Source organism: Pedobacter indicus (assembly GCF_003449035.1).
GTDB classification, from domain to species: Bacteria; Bacteroidota; Bacteroidia; order Sphingobacteriales; family Sphingobacteriaceae; genus Albibacterium; species Albibacterium indicum.
This window is the reverse complement of sequence record NZ_QRGB01000001.1, coordinates 1083235-1105784: the sequence shown is the minus strand read 5'-3', so window position 1 is coordinate 1105784 and position 22550 is coordinate 1083235. Positions and strand designations below refer to the sequence as shown.

At 41.7% G+C, this 22550-nt stretch carries 21 protein-coding genes and 1 tRNA gene; 13 read left to right on the top strand and 9 right to left on the bottom strand.

Annotated elements, in window-relative coordinates; translation table 11 throughout:
* The first annotated feature begins 5 nt into the window (after window positions 1–5).
* Window positions 6–1022, top strand: a complete 1017-nt coding sequence (locus D3P12_RS05055) for a sulfite exporter TauE/SafE family protein (protein WP_118193979.1) — start codon at window positions 6–8, stop codon at window positions 1020–1022.
* A 166-nt stretch (window positions 1023–1188) separates the two neighbouring features.
* Window positions 1189–2691: an aminoacyl-histidine dipeptidase gene (locus D3P12_RS05050; RefSeq protein WP_118193978.1), complete on the top strand. Its 1503-nt coding sequence runs from the start codon at window positions 1189–1191 to the stop codon at window positions 2689–2691.
* Between the two features lie 9 nt (window positions 2692–2700).
* On the opposite strand, the gene D3P12_RS05045 is transcribed toward D3P12_RS05050, so the two are convergent.
* Complete coding sequence (locus D3P12_RS05045) at window positions 2701–3543, bottom strand: mechanosensitive ion channel family protein (protein ID WP_118193977.1); 843 nt, start codon at window positions 3541–3543, stop codon at window positions 2701–2703.
* A 507-nt stretch (window positions 3544–4050) separates the two neighbouring features.
* Here D3P12_RS05045 and D3P12_RS05040 point away from each other — a divergent pair.
* Window positions 4051–4434 (top strand): nuclear transport factor 2 family protein, encoded by a 384-nt coding sequence (locus tag D3P12_RS05040; RefSeq protein WP_205941061.1) that lies wholly within the window; start codon window positions 4051–4053, stop codon window positions 4432–4434.
* 3 nt (window positions 4435–4437) lie between these two features.
* Here D3P12_RS05040 and D3P12_RS05035 read toward each other — a convergent pair whose 3' ends face one another.
* Window positions 4438–4845: a winged helix-turn-helix transcriptional regulator gene (locus tag D3P12_RS05035; RefSeq protein WP_118193976.1), complete on the bottom strand. Its 408-nt coding sequence runs from the start codon at window positions 4843–4845 to the stop codon at window positions 4438–4440.
* Window positions 4846–4949: 104 nt separating this feature from the next.
* On the opposite strand from D3P12_RS05035, the gene D3P12_RS05030 reads away from it, so the two are divergent.
* Together D3P12_RS05030 and D3P12_RS05025 are read left to right on the top strand one after the other, a co-directional pair.
* Window positions 4950–5582: a nitroreductase family protein gene (locus D3P12_RS05030; protein ID WP_118193975.1), complete on the top strand. Its 633-nt coding sequence runs from the start codon at window positions 4950–4952 to the stop codon at window positions 5580–5582.
* A 165-nt stretch (window positions 5583–5747) separates the two neighbouring features.
* Window positions 5748–6320 (top strand): hypothetical protein, encoded by a 573-nt coding sequence (locus D3P12_RS05025; RefSeq protein ID WP_118193974.1) that lies wholly within the window; start codon window positions 5748–5750, stop codon window positions 6318–6320.
* Window positions 6321–6484: 164 nt separating this feature from the next.
* Here the strand turns inward: D3P12_RS05025 and D3P12_RS05020 are convergent, their stop codons facing one another.
* A complete protein-coding gene (locus D3P12_RS05020; RefSeq protein WP_118193973.1) occupies window positions 6485–7207 on the bottom strand; it encodes a FadR/GntR family transcriptional regulator in 723 nt (240 codons plus the stop codon).
* Between the two features lie 170 nt (window positions 7208–7377).
* On the opposite strand from D3P12_RS05020, the gene D3P12_RS05015 reads away from it, so the two are divergent.
* Genes D3P12_RS05015 through D3P12_RS04990 form a run of 6 tightly spaced genes read left to right on the top strand, consistent with a single transcriptional unit; the run spans window position 7378 to window position 15987 of the window.
* Window positions 7378–8301, top strand: a complete 924-nt coding sequence (locus D3P12_RS05015; RefSeq protein ID WP_118196971.1) for a dihydrodipicolinate synthase family protein — start codon at window positions 7378–7380, stop codon at window positions 8299–8301.
* A 9-nt stretch (window positions 8302–8310) separates the two neighbouring features.
* On the top strand, window positions 8311–9546 hold the full coding sequence (locus tag D3P12_RS05010; RefSeq protein WP_118193972.1) for an MFS transporter: 1236 nt from the start codon (window positions 8311–8313) through the stop codon (window positions 9544–9546).
* Between the two features lie 9 nt (window positions 9547–9555).
* On the top strand, window positions 9556–11649 hold the full coding sequence (locus tag D3P12_RS05005) for a GDSL-type esterase/lipase family protein (RefSeq protein ID WP_118193971.1): 2094 nt from the start codon (window positions 9556–9558) through the stop codon (window positions 11647–11649).
* 2 nt (window positions 11650–11651) lie between these two features.
* Entirely contained in the window at window positions 11652–12830 is a 1179-nt protein-coding gene (locus D3P12_RS05000) for an AGE family epimerase/isomerase (protein ID WP_118193970.1), read from the top strand.
* A gap of 1 nt (window position 12831) precedes the next feature.
* Entirely contained in the window at window positions 12832–14793 is a 1962-nt protein-coding gene (locus D3P12_RS04995) for a family 20 glycosylhydrolase (RefSeq protein ID WP_205941060.1), read from the top strand.
* Between the two features lie 36 nt (window positions 14794–14829).
* Window positions 14830–15987 carry a sialidase family protein gene (locus D3P12_RS04990; RefSeq protein WP_118193968.1) on the top strand — a complete coding sequence of 386 codons (1158 nt, stop codon included), beginning with the start codon at window positions 14830–14832 and terminating at the stop codon, window positions 15985–15987.
* A 72-nt stretch (window positions 15988–16059) separates the two neighbouring features.
* Here the strand turns inward: D3P12_RS04990 and D3P12_RS04985 are convergent, their stop codons facing one another.
* Both D3P12_RS04985 and D3P12_RS15310 read right to left on the bottom strand, forming a co-directional pair.
* On the bottom strand, window positions 16060–16479 hold the full coding sequence (locus tag D3P12_RS04985; protein WP_118193967.1) for a hotdog fold thioesterase: 420 nt from the start codon (window positions 16477–16479) through the stop codon (window positions 16060–16062).
* 249 nt (window positions 16480–16728) lie between these two features.
* A complete protein-coding gene (locus D3P12_RS15310) occupies window positions 16729–16896 on the bottom strand; it encodes a hypothetical protein (protein ID WP_157970253.1) in 168 nt (55 codons plus the stop codon).
* Here D3P12_RS15310 and D3P12_RS04980 point away from each other — a divergent pair.
* Complete coding sequence (locus D3P12_RS04980; RefSeq protein ID WP_118193966.1) at window positions 16817–17248, top strand: 2'-5' RNA ligase family protein; 432 nt, start codon at window positions 16817–16819, stop codon at window positions 17246–17248. The genes D3P12_RS15310 and D3P12_RS04980 overlap by 80 nt on opposite strands.
* A 46-nt stretch (window positions 17249–17294) precedes the next feature.
* Here the strand turns inward: D3P12_RS04980 and D3P12_RS04975 are convergent, their stop codons facing one another.
* From D3P12_RS04975 to D3P12_RS04960, 4 genes are all read right to left on the bottom strand, one after another.
* Window positions 17295–17687 (bottom strand): barstar family protein, encoded by a 393-nt coding sequence (locus tag D3P12_RS04975; RefSeq protein WP_118193965.1) that lies wholly within the window; start codon window positions 17685–17687, stop codon window positions 17295–17297.
* 67 nt (window positions 17688–17754) lie between these two features.
* Complete coding sequence (locus tag D3P12_RS04970; protein WP_118193964.1) at window positions 17755–19719, bottom strand: tetratricopeptide repeat-containing sensor histidine kinase; 1965 nt, start codon at window positions 19717–19719, stop codon at window positions 17755–17757.
* A 119-nt stretch (window positions 19720–19838) separates the two neighbouring features.
* Window positions 19839–20420 (bottom strand): hypothetical protein, encoded by a 582-nt coding sequence (locus tag D3P12_RS04965; protein ID WP_118193963.1) that lies wholly within the window; start codon window positions 20418–20420, stop codon window positions 19839–19841.
* A 228-nt stretch (window positions 20421–20648) separates the two neighbouring features.
* Window positions 20649–20720 (bottom strand) — tRNA-Glu (locus D3P12_RS04960).
* Between the two features lie 165 nt (window positions 20721–20885).
* Here D3P12_RS04960 and D3P12_RS04955 point away from each other — a divergent pair.
* Window positions 20886–22451, top strand: coding sequence for a serine hydrolase (locus D3P12_RS04955; protein WP_118193962.1), 1566 nt, complete (start codon window positions 20886–20888; stop codon window positions 22449–22451).
* Window positions 22452–22550 lie beyond the last annotated feature (99 nt).

Here is a 22550-nt window from a genome sequence, read left to right as displayed (position 1 = left end):
GTTAGATGCCCCAGAAGGAAAAAGTCATCATAGAAGAGAAGAGATTGAGTGATCAATCGAATGGGAAATTCCAAGAGATAGACTTTCAACCTCAGGGCAATAATAGCAATAATATAAAAACCTCAAAACCTGTATCATCCATCGGTAAGAATCAGGAATTAAAATGGAAGAAAATTGCCAATTGGAGTCTCTTTGCGGTTGCAATCCTTTTTCTGACTTTTGCGGTTTATCCCTTCATCCCTAAAGAGTTTATCAACTCCATTCCTTCTTACTTCGATGAAACATTTTTTATAATGCTGACCATCGGATTCGCTGCACAAATGGTCGATGGCGTTTTAGGAATGGGATATGGGGTTATCTCGACTACGCTGTTGCTATCTGGTGGAGTCAACCCGGTCATTGTAAGTGGCAGTATCCATACTGCAGAAATGTTTTCCAGCGGAGCATCTGGCTACAGTCATTATAAGTTCGGAAATGTCAACAAAAAACTTTTCAAAACACTATTAATCCCGGGTGTTATTGGTGCAGTTTGCGGAGCCTTGCTACTAGGCTTTTTTGGAGAACGTTATTCAGAATGGCTACGTCCAATTATTTCACTTTATACGCTGATTTTAGGTATAAGAATTCTCGCGGGTGCCTTTAAAAAGAAAATCAAAAGCCAAAAGATCAAAAAAGCAGGTTGGCTCGCCGGGGCCGGTGGCTTTCTCGATTCCTTTGGTGGTGGCGGGTGGGGGCCTCTGGTAACCAGCACGCTCATCTCAAAAGGTAAGACTCCGAAATATGTGATTGGCTCTGTGAGTTTAACCGAGTTTTTTGTAACTCTCTCAAGCGCATTAACTTTCTTTGTAATTTTGGGCACTAGCCACATCGATACCATTTTAGGTTTGATTTTGGGCGGTATTTTAGCGGCCCCTCTTGCGGCGCGGTTTGCCGGTCGCCTACCTGTTAAAAAAATGCTTCTGGCAGTCGGTATGCTCGTTATAATTTCAAGTATCCGAATTATCTGGAATTCAATTTTCTAAGCTCTGCTGAAGCACTACTCAACTTCATTAAGTAATATCTGCGCGTGATCCTAATCACTCTTGATCATATTGGAGATTGCATGGATGATCTTCGTGATTTATTGTAAATTGCCTAATAAAATATCTAATTTTAGGCCAATAAAACCATCTATTTTATTATTACAATATGTCACAAGAAATAAATCACTTAGAACCTACTGCACTTTGGAAGAATTTCATTAATCTTAATCAGATACCCAGAGCCTCTAAAAATGAAGAAAAAGCCATTGCTTTTGTCATGAATTTCGGACGGCAGCTTGGCCTTGAGACAGAAAAAGACAATACGGGAAATGTGATTATCAGAAAACCTGCAACGATAGGTTTGGAGGATCGAAAAGCAGTTATCCTACAAGCTCATCTTGACATGGTTCATCAGAAAAACAATGACACCACCTTCAACTTCGACCAACAAGGCATTCAAATGTTTATCGATGATGATTGGGTACGAGCGCACGGAACTACACTGGGTGCCGATAACGGTATTGGTGTTGCTGCTATGCTGGCTGTGTTAGCTGCAGACGACATCGCTCACCCAAAGTTAGAAGCCCTTTTTACCGTCGATGAGGAAACTGGCATGACGGGTGCTACCGGCTTAGATAAAGATAAGCTTCAAGGCGAAATCTTATTAAACCTGGATACGGAAAATGATGAGGAAATATGTATCGGGAGCGCTGGCGGACTCGACATTAGCGCCACAAAAACATTTCGTGAAGTAGCGGTTGTCCCCAGTGCTGAAATCTATAACCTCTCTGTTAAAGGTTTACGCGGCGGACATTCAGGGATGGATATCCACCGTGGTTTGGCGAATGCCAATAAAATCATGAACCGTATCCTTTACGAATTAAATCGTCAAGCCGAAATCCAAATCATCGATATACAGGGAGGCAGCCTCAGAAATGCAATTCCAAGAGAAAGCGTAGCAACAATAGCTATTACATCTTCCGACGAAAATACAGTAAATGATTTAGTTGAAAATATTTCAGCAAGTCTGCGACACGAATTCCAAACAACGGAGCCCTCACTTCAAATATTGGCCGAAAAGCTTCCTTACCGGGAAACGAAAGCAATGAACGCCGATGATCAAAAGCAACTGCTAAACGCACTTTACGCTGCACCGAACGGCGTATATGCTATGAGTGCCGACTTCGATAATCTTGTCTTATCCTCCAATAACCTTGCGATCGTTTCTGTTGCCAATGGAACTATTGACATACAGAGCTTAACCCGCTCATCTTTGGACTCCTCCAAAACCGATCTGGCAAATACACTCCGCGCTGCATTTGAACTAATGGCTGCAAAAGTTGAATTTTCAGGATCCTACCCCGGATGGCAACCGAACCCCGATTCTGAAATACTATCCGTTCTCGCCCAAATTTATAAAGAACAAAACAATCGGGATGCGAATATCATGGCAGTACATGCTGGATTAGAATGCGGCATCTTAGGGGAAAAATACCCTCATCTAGATAAGATCTCGTTCGGACCGACCATCCTAGGAGCCCACTCGCCCGATGAGCGTGTCTCGATCAAGTCGGTGCAAAAATTCTGGGCCTTTCTGGTAGAAATCCTCAAAAACATTCCATTAAAGAAGGACCAGGCCGAACAGAAGGAGCAGGCAGCCTCAAAATAATGCATTCTCCTAGCGGACAGACTGGTTTGACCCAGCATCGTCCGGAGAAAGTGCTTGTATAGTATACTGAGGAATAACAAGCTGTTGATCCTTAAAGAGCATCTTGACTTTCTCGTAGAGATCATGATAGGCATCCCAATAACTACTTTTTGGCGACCAATAGCGAACGACGAGGTTAATAGCGCCATTACTTAACCCATTGACCAGCACCTCTGGTGCGGGCTTTTTAAGTACACGTTTATCCTGATGCAGCAGATCGAGGATCAGCTCCCGAATCTTCGTTGTGTCACTATCCAATGCAAGGTTGATGCTGTACTCTGCCCTACGCTCTACCAAATTCGAATAATTTGTAATCACCGAGTTTGCTAGGGGGCCGTTGGGCGCAAAAACAAGCGTTCCTTCCGCTGTACGCAAAGTCGTATAAAGCAAGTCAATATTTTCTACGGTACCACTGGCATCACTCGTACTAGAAATATAATCTCCGACGCGGAAGGGCTTAAACAGAAGAATCAGAACCCCGCCGGCAAAATTGGAGAGACTTCCCTGCAAAGCCAACCCGATTGCCAAACCAGCCCCACCCAGAACTGTCAGGAAAGAGGTAGTTTGAATCCCCAAATTACCCGCAATCGAGAGTATAAGCATAATATAGAGAACGATCTTTATGATCCTCGACAGGAAGAGTCGCAACGACAGCTCAACATTCCGCCGTTCGAAGCGAGAATGAACGTAACGCATAAAAAGCTTGATCAACCAACTGCCCAGTATCAGCATGAAAATTGCGAGTAAAATCCTCGGAGCTACAATAAAAAACAGCTCATGTATATTCTCTTGGATATTCTTTGTATCAAACATTGACTTTCGTTGAATAAATTAGAAAAGTAAATTTAAAAACATTTAAAACCTTTACCCTCGATTAACGATTTTTTCTTCGATTTGTTTCATTAGCACCTGTTACACTTTCCTTCAAGTTAAAAAGCACAAATTCTACTGATGTTTTTATCGCATTCTTATCTAACACGGATATTTAACGTATGTTAGTCGTATGTCAAACGGATATTAGTCGGGTTCACTCGACTAATATCCGAACAATGTCCGAACTAAGTCCGACTAATGTCCGTCTAATAGTGAAGCAAAAGTTATCGGTATTTTGCACAGAGTTACTTCAGATCCATACTTTTTTGGGACGGTCGCGATCGGAAAAACAGGCGTTTATCGACTTTCGATTTAGGAAAGGTTTTAACCAAAACGAAATTACTAATGAAAGTATGTTCTGGCAGGATTTCTGTATATTTTGGTTAGGTGTTAGATATAATTAAGATAATCGGTTGAAAAGTAAAGGTAACCGGTTAAAAAGGCTACATGAAAATGACAAAAATTAAAATTAAAACGGACTGTGGAAACTCTCCGAAGCGAGAATTTTTAAAAAAATTTAACATTGCCTTCCCTGACGGGGATACCGATTTTATTATTCAGCATATATCGGAGAATATCAGATGGGAAATGGTTGGCCATAAAACCCTGACGGGGAAAGACGAAATCCTTAAGGAACTGGATGAAGGAAAGAAATTAGCGATGGCAGAATTCGAACTGTCTACCATTATTACGCATGGGAAAGAGGGTTCTGCAAGTGGTCAGTTTACATTGGAAAATGGCAAGACGTTCGCTTTTTGTGACGTTTATAAATTCAAGGGCACGAAATCTATTATTGAGGAGATGCAATCATTTGTGATCGAGACAAAATAAATATCAAGAAGATGTTTTTTCTCCCCGGCATTCGTTCTGTATCTTTTCCCGGTGCTTTTTCCCCCATTTTTCCATCTCATCAATGATGTTCTGAAGTGTCCTTCCATAATCGGTAAGTTCGTACTCGACCGTTATCGGTTTCGTATCACAGACCTTTCGCAAAACGAGATCATTTGCTTCGAGGTCTTGTAACTCCTTGGAGAGCATTTTAGCGCCGATCCCCCCTACCTCACGCTGTAATTCTAGAAACCTTCTTTTGCCAAAGCTTAAGCAACTAATTATTGAGATCTTCCACTTCCCTTTTAAGATATCCAAGGTATCTTGTACGGAACAAAGATATGCTTTGCATGTCGCGCTTCCCGCACTTGCAGCCGTCTTGTTCTTAACAGGGTTCTGATTAATTGTTTCCATAATGACATTTTATATATAGTTTCAAAAAGGGAACTATTATTTTTAATATATATACTTTCAAAAGTAAAGTATTATTTTAAACTTTGCAAAAAATTAAATAAAACATGGAATTATTAGACGCACTACAATGGCGCTATGCCACGAAAAAAATGAACGGCAAACCCGTTTCACAAGAAAAAGTAGATATGATATTAAAAGCAGCTCATCTGGCACCTACGTCATCAGGGCTTCAACCATTTGAAATCATTGTTGTTACTAATCCAGCGCTTAAAGACAAAATTAAAGCGGTAGCTAACGGGCAGAGCCAGATCACAGACAGCTCTCATGTACTAATTTTTGCAGCTTGGGATCGATATACTGAAGAAAGAATCAATACAGTATTTAAATACATGAATACCGAACGTGGGGTGCCGGATTCGCAAACCGATGCTTACAGAACAAGTTTGATAAATGCTTATACCACCCAAACCGCAGAGCAGAATTTCGAGCACGCTGCTCGTCAAGCTTACATAGCTTTCGGAACGGCAATAGCCGCCGCCGCTGGACTTCAGGTTGACGCCACACCAATGGAGGGTTTTGATAATGCAGCCTTAGACTCCCTGTTAGGTTTAAATGAGAAGGGACTAAAAAGTGTTACCCTCCTGCCGTTGGGTTATCGTGATGAGGAAAATGACTGGCTCTTCAAATTAAAAAAGGTTCGTAAACCCAAAGAAGAGTTTATCACCGAATTGGCATAAATATCTAAATCAGAACTCGTCTACATTGTTCATGTAACTAAAAAAATAAATCAATCATTAAATTTTTGTTTTATTTGAACAAATAGCGCTCATTTCTGTTGTTAATAATAGCGAAGTAATATTCTATTACTTGCTTCATAATGTTTAACAAAAAAACGAAAAGAAATGAAAAAGTTTATGTTATTTATTGGTGCAGTAGCCTTGTCTGTCGGAATCACATTTGGACAAATAGAGACGACTCCACAAACAAGTTCAGCAGTCGGTACCCGTCCTATACAACAAGGTAATTGGATGGTAGGGGGCGGCATAGGTTCGTTGGGGTATGACTTTGACTCTGAAGTTTTCAATATAGCGGTGGAGCCTAGTGCAGGTTATTTTGTTAGTGATGGCGTGGCATTAGGACTCAAGCTTATCGCTAACTTCCAAACAATTAAAGATGGAGATAACCCATTCAGCTATGGTCTGTTGCCTTTTGCTCGTTATTATTTCCCAGAAGGTGCATCTCCGAGCAACCGTTTCTTTGCAGAAGCGAAAGCTGGAATCGCGGGAAGCCGAGGTGGTGATGATGTGAATTTCGGTTTCGGAGCAGGTTTAGGCTATGCGCATTTTATTACCGACAATGTTGCATTGGAAGCATTAGCAGGTTATAATGATCTTTCTGGTGCATCAGCATCGGGAACACAAGGTGGACTTGGTCTGACACTAGGGTTTCAAATATATTTACCTGGGCAGAGATAAGCAGTTCATTAGAACAGAATAAATTTTATCATTAAAAAAATATCCCATATAAATCCTTTATGGGATATTTTTTTTACTCTCCCATTAAAGGATGGATAACGGTCCACAATTTAAAAAGCATCGTAATTTATAAGCATTTTGATATTATCCGCATCTTTAAAATACTAAACCCCGATGTGATGGAGAATACGAGCGAAATGATTGTTGAGGTGTTTGCGAATTGCTTTACGATATAGATCTGCATCCCGCTTTTTCAGCACCTCGACAAGCTCTTTATGAGAAATAAACTCCCCTTCAACAATTGGCCTTTCTAATAGTCCGCTTTGATGCACATATTGGAAAATAGGTATGAGCAATTCCTGCAGTTCAAGCAAAACTTTATTCCCGGATATTTCATAAAGCTTACCGTGAAACCTGATCTCATCCTTAACCTGCCAGGGATCTGCCGTATCACCCGAGACAATATCGTTGGCAATCTGCCGAAGATCATGCAGGTCTTTCTCTGTAATTCGATCAACGATAAAATCCGCCATGCCCACTTCGAGTGCCAAACGCATTTCAAACATGTCTTTTAAAGTCGTCCGATCTAAAATAGACGGATGAAATACTTTTCTTAAAGGACCTAATACATCAGGGTTACGGAGCACAGAACCCTTATGCTTTTTTGACTCAATTAAACCTATGGTTTTCAATCGCAGCAAAGCTTCTCGGATTACCGTCCGACTAACGCCTAATTGTTCTGCCAAATCTAATTCCTTGGGCAAAACATCTCCAACTTTGAGACTATTCTGCCGAATAAAATCGATAATACGCTGTTCCACTTTATCTACCAAACTTGAAGTATCAATTCCACTGAGCTTAGCAAAAGAACTTTTTGAGTCTATCATGTCGCAATTTATTTTCCGAAACAAAAATATCAAAAAAGTTTGGAGATTTGGTATTATGTCATACATTTGTGTGAGAGATATGGAAGATCTCTTAAAAACACACTGTTTAAATCAAAAATAAAGTATTTCTTGAACTACCAAAGTGGGTCCGAGGATTAATCATGTATAATATGCTAAACAAAAAAATTGAAGGCTTAGTCGCTGCGCCATTTACGCCTTTCGACGAACAGGGAGAACTAAATCTTGAAATAATTCCTTCGTATTATTCTTCGCTTAAAAAGAACAATGTTGTAGGGGCTTTTATTTGCGGGTCAACTGGAGAAGGGGTGTCCCTTACGTTCGAAGAAAAAATCAAAGTCATGACCACTTGGAGTTCTTTAACCAAACACGATGAGGACTTTGTTCTTATGATGTTCCTAGGTGGCACAAACATCAAAGAATGTCAGGAGTTAGCGAGACTATCGGAAGCTGAAGGTGTAGACGCCATCTCTTTTACGTCACCCTATTATTTTAAGCCGGCCAATGCCAAACAGCTAGCTTTGTGCTGTGCCGAAGTAGCTTCGGCGGCGCCAAACACAGCTTTTTATTATTATCACATTCCAGTTTTAACGGGTGGCAATTATCCGATGATCGAACTTTTAAGGGAAGTCGATGGCCTAATTCCAAGTTTTAAAGGAATAAAATACACGCATGAGGACTTTATGGACTTCCTATCATGTTTGAATTTTAATAACCGGAAATACGACCTCTTATGGGGGCGTGACGAAAACATGCTGGCATCTTTAGCTGTGGGAAGTAAAGGTGCAGTAGGAAGTACATATAACTATGCAGCACCGCTTTATCGCGATCTCATAGCGGCTTATGAAAAGGGAGATTTAGATAAAGCAAATGCCTTGCAGCAAAAATCAATCGATATGATCACATTGCTCGGAAAGTACGGTGGTATTGCAACTGGAAAAGCTTATATGAAACTTGTGAATCTTGATTGTGGGAAATTCCGTTTACCAGTAGCTAATATGAGTGAAGAAACTTTTCAGGAATTTAAAAAAAATGTGGACGAACTTGGCTTTGCTTCTTTCAAATCTGAGAGATAAACCAAACTCATGCTAAGAAATAGTAAATATTACCCTTGGGTCGTCGTAGCTTTGCTATGGGTTGTCGCACTTCTAAACTATCTAGATCGCCAAATGCTTTCTACAATGCGGGAAGCGATGCTCGTTGATATCGTAGAACTGCAGACTGCTGAGGCTTTTGGGATGTTGATGGCTATTTTCCTCTATATTTATGGTTTTATGAGCCCTGTAGCTGGTGCCATAGCCGACCGGGTTAACAGAAAATGGCTCATTGTTATCAGCCTCTTCGTATGGTCTGCGGTAACCTATGCGATGGGCGTAGTGGATAACTATAATCATCTGCTTGTCTTACGTGCCATTATGGGTGTAAGCGAGGCGCTTTATATTCCTGCTGGACTGGCTCTTATTGCAGACTATCACACGGGGAAGACACGCTCTTTGGCAATCGGAATCCACATGACTGGACTTTATATGGGGCAAGCGCTTGGCGGATTCGGTGCAACAGTAGCAGCTGCTTACGGATGGCATACCGCCTTTCATTGGTTTGGGATTGCTGGGATCATGTACGCATTTATTTTAAGTGTTCTCCTGTATGAAAAGAAACAGGAAGAGCTGACAACAGAGGGAGAAAAGTCTGCATCAAAAATCCCTTTCTTAAAAGGTTTATTAAGCTTATTTTCAATGGTGGCTTTCTGGGTTATTTTGTTTTATTTCGCTGCACCTAGTTTGCCTGGTTGGGCAACCAAAAATTGGCTACCGACATTATTTGCCGATAACTTAAACATCCCCATGGCGGAAGCTGGTCCTCTATCGACCATCACCATAGCGGCTTCTTCATTTTTCGGTGTAATTATCGGAGGAGTTTTAAGTGACCGCTGGGTATTGAAGAATATCCGCGGACGAGTGTACACAAGTGCTATCGGTCTTTTCCTTACGATTCCGTCATTGATTTTATTAGGCATGGGACATACTTTTATAGCTGTCGTAGGAGCGGCTGTTTTGTTCGGGATCGGATTTGGTATGTTCGACGCCAACAATATGCCTATTTTATGTCAATTTGTCCCACGTCGGCTTCGTGCAACTGCATACGGGTTCATGAACATGGTAGGTGTATTTGCAGGTGCGGGCGTCACTCAGTTACTCGGGAAATTTAAAGATGACGGACACTTCGGAAGTGGTTTTACGATGCTAGCAGTTGTCGTAGCTATTGCTCTAGTACTACAATTAATGACATTACGCCCAAAAGTAGTAGATTGTGTTGATTAATTTTGAGACATGGTACGATTAAGTATAATAATTTATATTTTATCGCTTTCTTTCCTCTACCCCGCTTCCGTATGGGCTCAGGAAAAGATTAAAATAGCGGCAATTGGTGACTCTGTTACTGAGGGTCTCGGTCTCGAAAACCCCGAAAAAGAAGCCTATCCTTCGGTTTTACAGAGTATACTTGGAGATGATTACGTAGTAGGTAATTTCGGTCACAGCGGCGCGACATTATTGAAAAAAGGACACAGACCTTATGTCGAAACCCCACAATTTAAGGAGGCAATCAATTTTAAGGCTGATGTCGCCGTAATCCATCTAGGTCTGAACGATACCGACCCGCGTAACTTTCCAAATTATCGTGATGAGTTTGTTTCCAATTACCTCTGGCTGATTGATACACTAAAAACAAACAATCCCGATATACAAATATTTATAGCGAACCTATCGCCAATCTTTACAGGTCACCCGCGATTTTCATCAAGTACATTTACTTGGTACCATGCGGTTCGAGAGCTTATCAGTCAAGTCGCCAACGTAAGTCAATTGCCGGTCATTGACTTGTATGCCGCGCTTCACAACAGACCTGATCTGATTACGGACATCCCTACTCTGCATCCAAATAAACAAGGTGCAGCGATGATAGCCAAGACCGTGTACCAGCATATTACTGGAAATTTTGGAGGATTACAACTCCCTTCTGTTTTCGGAGAACATATGGTCGTTCAACGAGATAAACCATTCCAGGTATGGGGAATTGCCAATGCGAAGACAGCTGTTCAGGTAACGTGGGAAGGACAAACCCAGGAAACTATTACTGGGGTTAATGGCCGATGGATATTAACATTTCCCGCTCCAAAATTAAACGCAAAACCTCAGCCTTTAATCATTAAAAATGATGGGCAGGAATTGATATTTTCAGACGTGTTAGTTGGCGATGTATGGCTCGCAGCAGGTCAGTCGAACATGGAGTTCCAATTAAACGGTGCTTTGCGAGGAGACAGTCTGGCCAGCCTTGCTGCTACAAGACAGAATGTTCGACTTCTGCAATTCAATTCCTATGCTCGAACCGACAATTTTGTATGGGATTCCGTCATGCTAAGAAAAGCAAATGACCTAAGCTTCTTCACAGGTGAATGGACGCAAAACAACAAGGAAAATGCACTGAACTTTTCAGCAGTAGCTTATTCGTTCGCCTCTGAAATTGCTAAACAACAGAACATCCCTGTTGGCATTATCAACATCGCTGTAGGCGGTTCACCACAGCTAGCTTGGTTGCCACGCCTCTCCCTTGAAAAAAACCCGGACTTTGTTCAGTCGCTCCACCCTTGGCGCGAAAGTGATTATCTGATGGGTTGGTGCAGAATGCGTGCAAATCGGAATTTAGAACTGACTGACTCACCTTTTCAACAACACCCTTATGCTCCGGCTTATATTTACGAAGCGGGCGTTGCTAACCTGGTGCCCTTCGCACTTAGTGGGATGATCTGGTATCAGGGAGAAAGCGATGCGGAAAATGTAGAATTGTATAGCCGTCTTTTCCCGTATTTTGTTGAAGAGCTTCGAACCCAATGGCATGACAACTTTCCCTTCTATTATGTCCAACTATCAAGCATTGAACGCCCTTCGTGGCCATTTTTTAGAGACGAGCAGCGACGGCTATTAGATATTGTACCCAACAGCGGGATGGCTGTAACCAGCGATATTGGTCACGCACAGGATGTACATCCACGTGAAAAACTGGAGGTAGGTCGCCGTTTGGCACAATGGGCATTTCAGCAACATTACAGACAAGACATTACACCTTCCGGTCCTCTATTCAGCGGCTATAATATGAGGGGTGAAGCGATTGAAATATCTTTCGACTATGGTCACGGTTTAAAAACATCAGATGGCAAAGCCCTGCAAGGCTTTGCCCTGCAAATGATGGATGGACGGATCCTTCAGGCTGAAGCGTCTATTCAAAACGATCAAGTCTTTATAAAGACTTTACCCAATAAAAAGATAAGCGCAATTGTTTATGGCTGGGAGCCAGTTAGCGCCGGCAACCTAGTTAATCATGCTGGGTTACCAGCTAGCACGTTTCGTATATCGTTAAAACAGTAAATATGGATACTCAATATATCAAATCACTTCGTGATTTTTATAAACATCAATTGCTAGAGGATACCGCGCCGTTCTGGTTCCCAAGATCATATGATAACGAATATGGCGGATACCTCCTGATGCGCGATGCCGATGGCAGCCTGATTGACACAGACAAAGCTGTCTGGATCCAAGGGCGCGCTTGTTGGTTGTTGTCAACGCTCTACAATACTGTTGAGCCTAGACAAGAATGGCTGGAGGGCGCGAAGCTAGGTTTCGAGTTTCTTAAAGACAAATGCTTTAATCGAGACGGAAAGATGTATTTTCATGTCGACCGACAAGGTAATCCAATCCGAATGCGCCGTTACTTTTTTTCCGAGACTTTCGCCGTCATTGCTTTCGCCGCCTATGCGAAAGCATCTGGAAACGAGGAAGCAGCGAAACTCGCCAGAGAGCTTTTCACAACTTGTCTTGAATATGCTTCAGGCGAACGAGCGATAGAAGCGAAGTTTGAAGATACGCGACCTAACAAAGGTATTGGCATCCCGATGATTATGACCAATACTGCGCAGCAACTTCGTGAAACCATAGGAGATCCACGTTGTGACGATGCGATCGAATCATGGATTAACGAAATTGAAACCTATTTTGTAAAGGACGACATCCGCTGCGTTATGGAACAAGTTGCACCGGATGGTAGTATTATAGATCATATTGATGGTAGAACACTCAATCCCGGACACGCCATTGAAGGAGCATGGTTTATCTTGCATGAAGCACGTCACCGCGGCGATGACCCTAAACTAATCGATCTTGGATGCCGTATGCTAGATTATATGTGGGAACGGGGTTGGGATCAAGAGCATGGTGGCATTTTATATTTCAGAGACGTATACAATAAACCGGTTCAGGAATATTGGCAAGATATGAAGTTTTGGTGGCCACAAAATGAAGCAATTATCGCAACACTACTGGCCTACCTTATAACAAAAGATGAAAAGTACCGCGATATGCACCGCCAGATTCATGATTATGCATATCAGCATTTTCATGACCCGAAACACGGCGAATGGTATGGTTATTTGCATCGTGACGGGCGGATTGCACAGACTGCAAAGGGCAACCTGTTTAAAGGTCCCTTTCATTTACCCAGACAGGAATGGTATTGTTGGTCAATTTTAAACGAATATCTAAATGCGTAGTTTGGACAAGAGAACTTTGAAATTTATATCACTTAGCATCCTATTAATTCTTTTTGCATTCGTATCAGTACGGGCACAAGAGAGCCTGATACCCTTGCCTACTCATGTACAATGGAGCGAAGGGACATTAGATTTAAGCAAGGGTATTCAACTCGAAACAAACCATACCGATTTGGTGAACGAGCGTGTTTTGGTGGAGGATATCTTGACTAGTTGGCAGATTGAACATTCGACAACCGAAACACAAAACAAGCTTCCTGTTCTTCAGTTAAAGCTTATATCCAGCTCAGAGCTCAACGAATCGAGTGAGGCCTATGAGTTGACAATTGATGATCGTGGCATTAGCATCAGCGCTTCTACGCCGACCGGTATATTTTATGGCCTACAGACGTTAAGACAGTTTAACATTCAAAACAAGCAAATTCGTAAAGTAACTATCGCCGATCAACCTGCTTTTTCATGGCGTGCTTTCTTGTTGGATGTAGGTAGAAACTATCAACCCATGGATATGCTCAAAGAGCAGATCGACATCTTATCACGCTATAAAATGAATGTATTGCACTTTCATTTCACGGAAGACATAGCATGGCGCTTGGCTAGCAAAAACTATCCGGGGCTTACTGCGGCAGATAATATGACGCGTTGGGAAGGCAAGTATTATACGCAAGAGCAATTTCAAGAGTTAATTGACTACTGCGCAGAACGACATATTCTTTTCCTCCCCGAAATAGATATGCCAGGACACAGTGCAGCTTTTAAGCGTTTTTTCGGTGTGGATATGCAATCTGATTCGGGAATTGTTTATATCAAAGAACTATTAAAGGAGTTTTCTGAAACATTCGCTAACCTTCCTTATCTCCATATCGGCGGCGACGAAGTCAAAATAACCAATAACGACTTTATGCCGGAAATCACCAGATATGTCGAATCGCTGGGATATAAAACAGTCGGCTGGGATCCAGGTAGCAATCTGATGCCCCAGACAATCCGACAACTTTGGATGGGAGGCGCCGAAAAAATAGAAGAAAGTGGTGAGAAGGTGTTTATTGACTCCAAACACCTTTACATTAACCACATGGATCCGCTTGAAACTGTAACGACCCTATTCCACAGGAAAATTGGGGAACAAGGAGATGAACATGCTAACCTGATTGGTGCAACTTTATGCTCATGGCCTGACAGAGCAGTGTCCAAACCAATCGACATGTTCTACCAGAGCTCTATCTATCCAGCGATCCTTACATTTGCAGAGAGGAGCTGGCGAGGTGGCGGGAAAACTGGATGGGTTGCCAATATAGTTCCCAAAAACAGTCCGGATTATCAGGAATTCCGAGATTTTGAAAGGCGTTTGCTTGTACACAAAGATTTGTACTTCAACAACAAGCCGTTTCCCTATGTTAAGCAGACAGACTTAGTATGGGATCTTATCGGACCGTTTGATAACAACGGCGACCTGTCAAAATCGTTTATTTCAGAAGACCATCCGTATAGCAATGAAATTAAGGTTACACAAACCGCTGAAGGCGGCACGATTATATTAAGGCATTGGTGGGCGGATGTAATAAAAGGTGCTCTCAAACAGCCCGAAGAAAATACAACCTGGTATGCACGGACAAAAATCTGGAGCAACAAGAATGAGCTAGTGCCTTTTTGGATCGGGTTCAATGACCTGTCCAGATCATACGCGAGCCACTCGCCACAAAAGGGAACTTGGGATGAACAACAAAGTGAAGTATGGGTAAACGGTCTTGTTATTTCTCCACCAGATTGGAAGCAAGGGGGAGAAAAAGGCGCATTGGAGACACCTCTTATCGATGAGAGCTATTCATATCGCGAGCCCACGATGATTAGGTTGAATAAGGGATGGAACGAAGTGTTGGTTAAGCTTCCAGTTGGAGAGTTTAAAGGTAAAAGTTGGGATAGCCCAGTAAAATGGATGTTTACTTTTATACCTTACAAGTGATAAAACAAAGAAAATACAATACATAAAACAAATACAATGAAAAGATTAATTCTAACATTTACGATTATTGCGAGCGTTATGCTGGCACGAGCTCAAGAAGTAACAGTGTTCAAGTCTGGAGATGATGGTTATGCCAGCTACCGGATTCCAGCTATCGTGAAAAACAAAAACGGTGACCTTATCGCATTCTCCGAGGGTCGTGTAGATCATGCAGGCGACTATGGCAATGTTGACATTGTCTATAAAATCAGTTCAGACGATGGGAAAACTTGGGGTCCACTTCATGTAGCAGCAGATTATGATGATCTTCAGGCAGGAAATGCAGCTCCGGTCGTAGACTTGCTTGACCCGGCATATCCCAATGGTCGCATATTCCTGTTTTACAATACCGGAAACAACCATGAGGGTGAAGTTCGAAAAGGCACAGGCTTGCGCGAACTGTGGTATATTACCTCAGAAGATAATGGTGAGAGTTGGTCAGAACCAGTCAATATCACCACTCAGGCACACCGTCCTAAACAACCACAAATCAACTCGGCCTATAATTTCGAGGAAGACTGGCGTACTTATGCTAACACACCTGGACATGGCTTCCAATTTGTTTCGGGACCCAATAAAGGACGCATCTACATTGCCGCAAATCATAACGCAGGTGATCCGCAGCCTCAAAACAAAGACTGGATTGCTCATGCATACTATTCAGATGATCATGGCAAAACGTTTAAGCTAAGCGAAAACGTTCATTACCCAGGAACTAACGAATCTACGGCAGCACAGATCGGAGATAATTCTGTTTACATGTCATCAAGAAATCAAGGACTTACCCCTAAACAACGAATCATATCCATTTCGACCGATGGAGGACAAACATGGGACAGCTCTAAGGCAGACCCTAACTTGCCCGATCCGATCAATCAAGGCTCAGTACTTTCCTGGAAGAAAGGCAAGAAGTTTATTTTAGCCCATATCAATGCTGCTGACGAAAACAATCGCGATAATTTAACCTTACGCCTTTCGAAAGATGGTGGCAAAACCTGGTACTTCAATGAAACCATCGCGAAAAGCCCTGAAGGTTATGACGGTGCATATTCGGCCTATTCGGACATCGTTCTTGTGAACAAGAAAAAGATAGGCGTATTGTACGAAAAAGATCATTATAAAGAGATTGTTTTCGTAATCCAAAAGATAAAATAAACGAGTCCACTCAGTGAAAAAAACAATCTCTTAAAATAGGAAAGCCTGCGAGTTAATTCGCAGGCTTTCCTATTATTGCCTTTCGATAATGGCGACCGTCAACCGACTGATACAAACCATTTTGCCCTCTTCATTATAGATCTTGATATCCCAGACATGTGTTTTTCTCCCTATATGAATCGGAGCACAAACTGCTTTTATCTCTCCTGAAGAAACTGGTCGAAGATGATTCGCATTAACCTCCAGACCGACTGGCATATATTGAGCAGTATCCACAATCAACCCGCTAGCATAAGAACCAACGGTTTCTGCTAAAACAACGGACGCCCCACCATGTAAGATACCCCAAGGCTGGTGTGTTCGTGTATCAACCGGCATCGTTGCCGTCAGCGAACGATCATCAAATTCGGCAAACCGAATGCCCAGGAATGTTCCCATATACTCTGGTCCGCTATTCAGCTTTTCTAAATCGATAGGCTCTTTCCAGATCATATTCTGCTACTTTAGTTATCAATGATTAAATTAAATGCAATTTACGAGATATCCCTCTATAATCCTACGTTTTACCTTTTTGATAACCTGTGCGAACCTTGGTGAAAATCATATGAGAAACAATTTGGATTATATCTACATTATATTCGGATTTTGACATCAAAATGCGGATGAAATGCGAATGGAGTCCGTTATGTATCCATTTTCAGGTAGCACCATTTTTAACCAAGTCTGACACATGTCTTTTTGTCAATCTACCGAAGAAATCCAAATATTATCTGCTCCATATTGAGTTGGCGTGGACGAAGCTTCAATTGTCAGTTCACCGCCCTGAGCAATTTCTTCCTTACTCAGCCAAACTCTGTTCAAATCTTTCCCATTATCTGATTTCGGTAGTTTCCAGAACGAAACTAGCACGATTTATCTTCATGTAGAAAACGAAGAACAATTCTCAAGGATACCTCAATATTTACAAATGCACCTTCGACCAGCTTTAACGCCCGTTAAAGGTTATTCACTTAATTTTATCAAAAAGGGTCACCTGACAATTGCGAGGCGGATTCCTGAAAACGAGTTTAACGGAGTTTGGCCTTATAGGGAGAACATGCGATATCATGCTGATAGCGACGCCAATCGAATTGTATTTTTAAGAAAAAGATTGTCCGCAACAAGGAGTACCACACGCCCCCATGTTAATCAATACGAAGTTGTCGGTGATTATCCATTCCTCGGGAAAGGAATTTCAGATGCTCAGTTGAAACTATTTTAACCGACGTACAAATCTTAACGCAGACCATAACATCGAAAGGCGTTGGTTATCGGCGAATAAGATTTATATTCTGATGGTCGGAAATAATTTCAAGGATGATTTCAAAGTAGGTTTTACCAGTTCCATTTTCAAGTTCCTTCAACTTTTCTTTTACCCAGGGAATATTAAACTTCGACGGCTGATCTAATTTATCAAGATAATATGACTTGGTAAGTTCGGAACCCAAATCGTTTCGGTTTTTTTCAAAACCTATCCAAATCAAATCTATAGGTTCATCACCCTCTATCACACCGTAGCCGCCATGAAGCATATCATTAAAAGCATCGAGACTTTGACCAAGTTTCCAGTCGACACCATTCATAAACACTTGGTTTATTTCATCATAAAAGCTTTTGATATCGTATATTCGGCGACCGTCGATAGAGATTGTTTTTTTCATCTGTTAAAGCTTTCTAAATGGAACATTTGCTAACCAACTATGTTTCCAAAACAAACAAATTCGTTTCCTATCCATTCTCATCCTCATGTGGAAACTCTAATTCGACATAGACCTCTGTCCCCTTTGACGAGGAGTATACATTCATTTTTCCTTGAAAAGTCGTCACGCGCTGCCTTACGTTCTTTAGTCCCATCCCTTCTGTTGTTTGCTCCTGATCGAAACCCACTCCATTATCATGGACGGTAAAAGACAAACGATCTTCTTCCTGCACAAGCTGTACATTGATCTGTGTGGCCTGTGCGTGCTTAAGAGCATTGTTTACTAATTCATGGATACATCGGTAGATCATAATCTCTAACTTTTCAGATAGCCGAGTTTCATTCCCAAAATAGTGAAAATCGACATTCGGGATAGCTGCACAAAAATCAGATAAAGATACTTTCAGACCATGCCGAAGAAGCGATTCTGGCATCATATGGTGTGCGACACGACGAAGTTCTTGTATGGAGTCATCTAACATCCCTAGCGCTTTTTGAAAGCGTGATATATCTACCGTCTCCAGTACACCTGCTCCTTTCACATCCGGCAAATTGAATTTCACCAACGATAGCATACAGCCCAGTCCATCGTGCAAGTCTTTTGCCAATCGACTGCGTTCTGCAGCCTCGCCATCCAATGTGGCCTGAACAGCAACCAAATGCTTTTCCTGCTCCAAACGCTGAGCTTCTTTCTCTGCTAGCTTACGACGACTAACTGCCAAACGATACCGTATTACCGCTAGTGCAAAAGCAATTAGGCAAATTACTACCCCAGCTAAGCCCAACCAAATATACAACTGGCGTTGTTTTTCCAACGATTCGATCCTAATTTCTTTCTTTTCGGTTTGGTATTCAGATTCCAGGAAAGCGATATGTCGCTGATTATTCTCATCAAAAAGGGTGTCTTTTAACAGATATGCTGCATACAGTTGCTGATAAGCGTTTTCGTAATCACTGTTCCTAGCATTAACCTGTGCCATCACAGACAATGAGATTTCTTGCTTGTCCTTCGACTTCAGTTTTTTGGCGAGTGACAACGTATTCTCTGCCGCCTTATAAGCTTCACTCATCTGCCTATTTTCTAAATAGGCTTCCGATAAAGCCGAATAGTGTCTCATTATTTCCCATTCATCGCCGACCGATTCGGCTAACTGACATGCTTTTTCATACTCTTGTATCGCAGAGGCATAATCTTTTTTATGATTTATTAAGTATGCCCCCCTATTGAAATGATACAGGAACTTCTTATAGAGATCATCGTTCTTTTCCCCATACTCTTTAATTTTTTCAAGCAAAGGAACAGCCTCCTCAAACCTTTTCTGCTGCATTAGAGAAGACAGGAGAACGATGCTACCGGTTACCTCCATGAATTCATCGCCAACTTTACGAGAAAGATCAATACAGCGACGAGCATAAACTTCTGTCTTATCTGCATCACCTACCAATTCATAAAGCGTAGCAATGTTATTTAATGTGTACGGCCGTCCGGTTGTATTTTCGGTTTCATCAAATAGTTTTAAAGCTTTTATGTAATAATCAAATGCTTCGCTATAGTCTCCCAAAACTTGCTTCAGCGTTCCATAATTATGATAGACCATACCCATACCGTTCAAAGCATCCTCTGATTGAAGAGTGCTGTAGATCTTTTCGGCTTGATCCAAATAATGGGCTGTTGAATCATAGTCAGCCTTCGTTTGAAACCAAACCGCAGCCATAAATTGATAGCTTTGAGCGACCGCTAAAGGTCTTTTTTGCTTTTCCGCAACACTAACGGCTCGCTCAGCGATTATCGGTGTTAACGATGGGTTGGTGTATACATACTTCTTACCCTCATCGAGAACTGCTTTTACATTTACAATCCCGTTCTTATCGGTATGCGCTAAAAACAACGAGTCGACCAGCTGGCCTTTTGCGACTAAAGGGAATGCGATGATCAGGGACACCCATGCGAACTTCCACCAGCAAAAAGTGGTCTTATTCACAAATATACTCATAACAACGTCTGTTTGAATCGTTTATAATTGGTTTCTATCTCGCAGTAAAGATAAAAGATTTGACGCGTTAAAAACACCCCCTTTTGGGGGGATAGAAAAAATAGAATAAAAAACTGAGGCTAGAAGTAGATATCTACATAGTCGAGCACCCTTCCTCCTTCACAATTTTCCATATCTTGCATACGCCAGTATTTACGGTTTTTTGTAGACTCAAAAACCTGGCTCCCATCTCTCACACAGGGCTGACCCTGGTTTAAATGTTCGATCTGAGACTCGATAGTGCCTTCGAAGGCCAACTTTTTATCCGATACAGGTTCAATTGTACCATTGATTTTCAAATAATCACTATTATCAGGATTTCGTTGCTCTCCTACAATGCTATATTTATTATCTCCGACGTACTCTATCTCGGCCTCGCCTAAGTCATCCCAACTTATCCATTGCAAACTGATATTATGCTTCCCTTCACGAATCTTAAAAGAGGTAGCTTTAACATCTGTTGATGGCTGTGCATTTTCTGCGGAGGTTGCAGTGTCAACGACTGGTTCTTCACTGATTGTGTCTTGATCTATTGTATCCTGTGATATTTCTGACAACGTATCAGCAGTCGTTCCGTTGGTATTTGTATCGTTTGCTGACTGCTGGCAACTGATTACGAACAAACTAATAAAAGCTACTATAAAAAATTTTACCTGATTCATATTGTCTTCGATTTATCTACTAAGTCAGATAAATAACATACAGAAATTCGCTTGGTTTGTAATATTTTGAATGTTTCTGTTTAAACTAAGGTAAATGCAGTAAATCAGATACTATATTTAACACGTCGAATCTGGGTGACTTCGACGAATCCTATAAAACGAAATACCGCCTTTAACATGTTTAAAGGCGGTATTTGAACCTTCTCGGCTCTCTTTGGAGCCTCTCGGTAGCCCGTAGGGGAATCGAACCCCTGTTTCCAGAATGAAAATCTGGCGTCCTAACCCCTAGACGAACGGGCCAATAAATCTTTCCAACCAAACGTTATCCGTTTTTCGGAATGCAAAGATACTCCTTTATGAGAAATATCAAAAAGATTAATAAAATATATTTGTGGAATATTTTATACCTTTAATCACCTTATCCAGTTATTTATCGCAAACACATTAAATAGCAATTACACTCATATGGAAAATAGAATACATATCTCGACCTTCTTTATTATGATTTTCAGCCTGTTATTAACTAGCAATTCGTTGTGGGCTCAAGGATTATCAGAGCAGCAAATCGACAGCATTGCGGAAAAGACACTAGCCACTTTCAATGTCCCAGGCATAGCCGTTGCCGTGATAAAAGACGGAGAAATCGTTCATTCTAAGGGGTACGGAGTAAGATCAATCGAATCGAAAAAGAAAGTAGATGAAAACACACTATTTGGTGTTGCATCCAACACCAAAGCATTTACAGCAGCTTCGTTAGGCATACTAGTTGATCAAGGAAAGATAACGTGGGACACGAAAGTGACGGATATTATTCCCGAATTTAAGTTATACGACGCGTATGTAACACGCGAATTTACGATCCGCGATCTTCTCACCCACCGCAGCGGATTAGGTTTAGGAGCTGGCGACTTGATGATTTGGCCAGACTCTAACTCTACGACGAAGAGTGAGCTGATTCATAACCTTCGGTATTTAAAACCAGTGTCTTCGTTCCGATCGAAATATGATTACGACAATTTGCTCTATATCGTCGCAGGCGAGATAGTAGCCCGAGCCTCTGGAATGGACTACGAAGATTTTGTAGTGAAACATTTTATTGAGCCACTGGGCATGACACAAACAGCCATGTCGTGGTACAGATTAAAGGATCGGTCGAATATCATAGATGGTCACGCCCCCGTTAACGGTCAGCTAGAAACAGTCGGGCTCAGCTTTTCAGAAGTCGCCAATGCAGCCGGGGGAATGTATTCCAACATAAAGGACATGAGCAAGTGGGTTATTACCCAGTTGAACCATGGCAAATATGGCCCCGAACTCAAAGACAGTCTTTTTTCGGAGACTGTCCACCGTGAAACATGGACACCACAAACGATTATCCGAGGGCGCTCGCCGTATGAAGGCAACCCTTTTGTTGCGTATGGCTTGGGGTGGAATCTCAGCATGGTCGACGGACACCTTCAGGTAATGCATACCGGGGGCTTAGCAGGTATAGTAACGCAAGTAACCATGATACCTGAGTTGAACCTCGGGATCATCGTTCTCACCAATCAACAATCAGGATATGCTTTTAATTCAATTTCAAACAGTATTAAAGATGCATACTTTGGAAAGCCGGCTAAGGACTGGATCGGTCAGTACAACGAGATGCGACAAGCAAGTCAAAAACGAGCCGCTGAGATTACCGATGCACTATGGACGGATATCAACTCGCAACAACACCAAAAACCCATTGAATACAACCAATATATCGGAACATTTACCGATCCGTGGTTCGGAAACGTGACGATAGAAAAAAGGGGTAACAACCTCTATTTCCAATCAGAAAAATCACCAAAACTACAGGGAACCATGTATTTCTACAAAGGAAATACCTTCATCGTAAAGTGGAATGACAGAACCCTCGACGCAGATGCTTTTGTTATGTTTACACTGAACCAAGAGGGAGAAGCAGATGGTTTCAAAATGGAAGCTATTTCGCCGTTAACTGACTTTAGCTTTGACTTTCACGACCTCGATTTTAACCGGAAATAGGTGCTACATAAAACAAATTTGGATTATAAATCATCAACGAGACACATACTTTAATATCAATTTCATATCAAATACACACATAAATGATTATTATTTCAT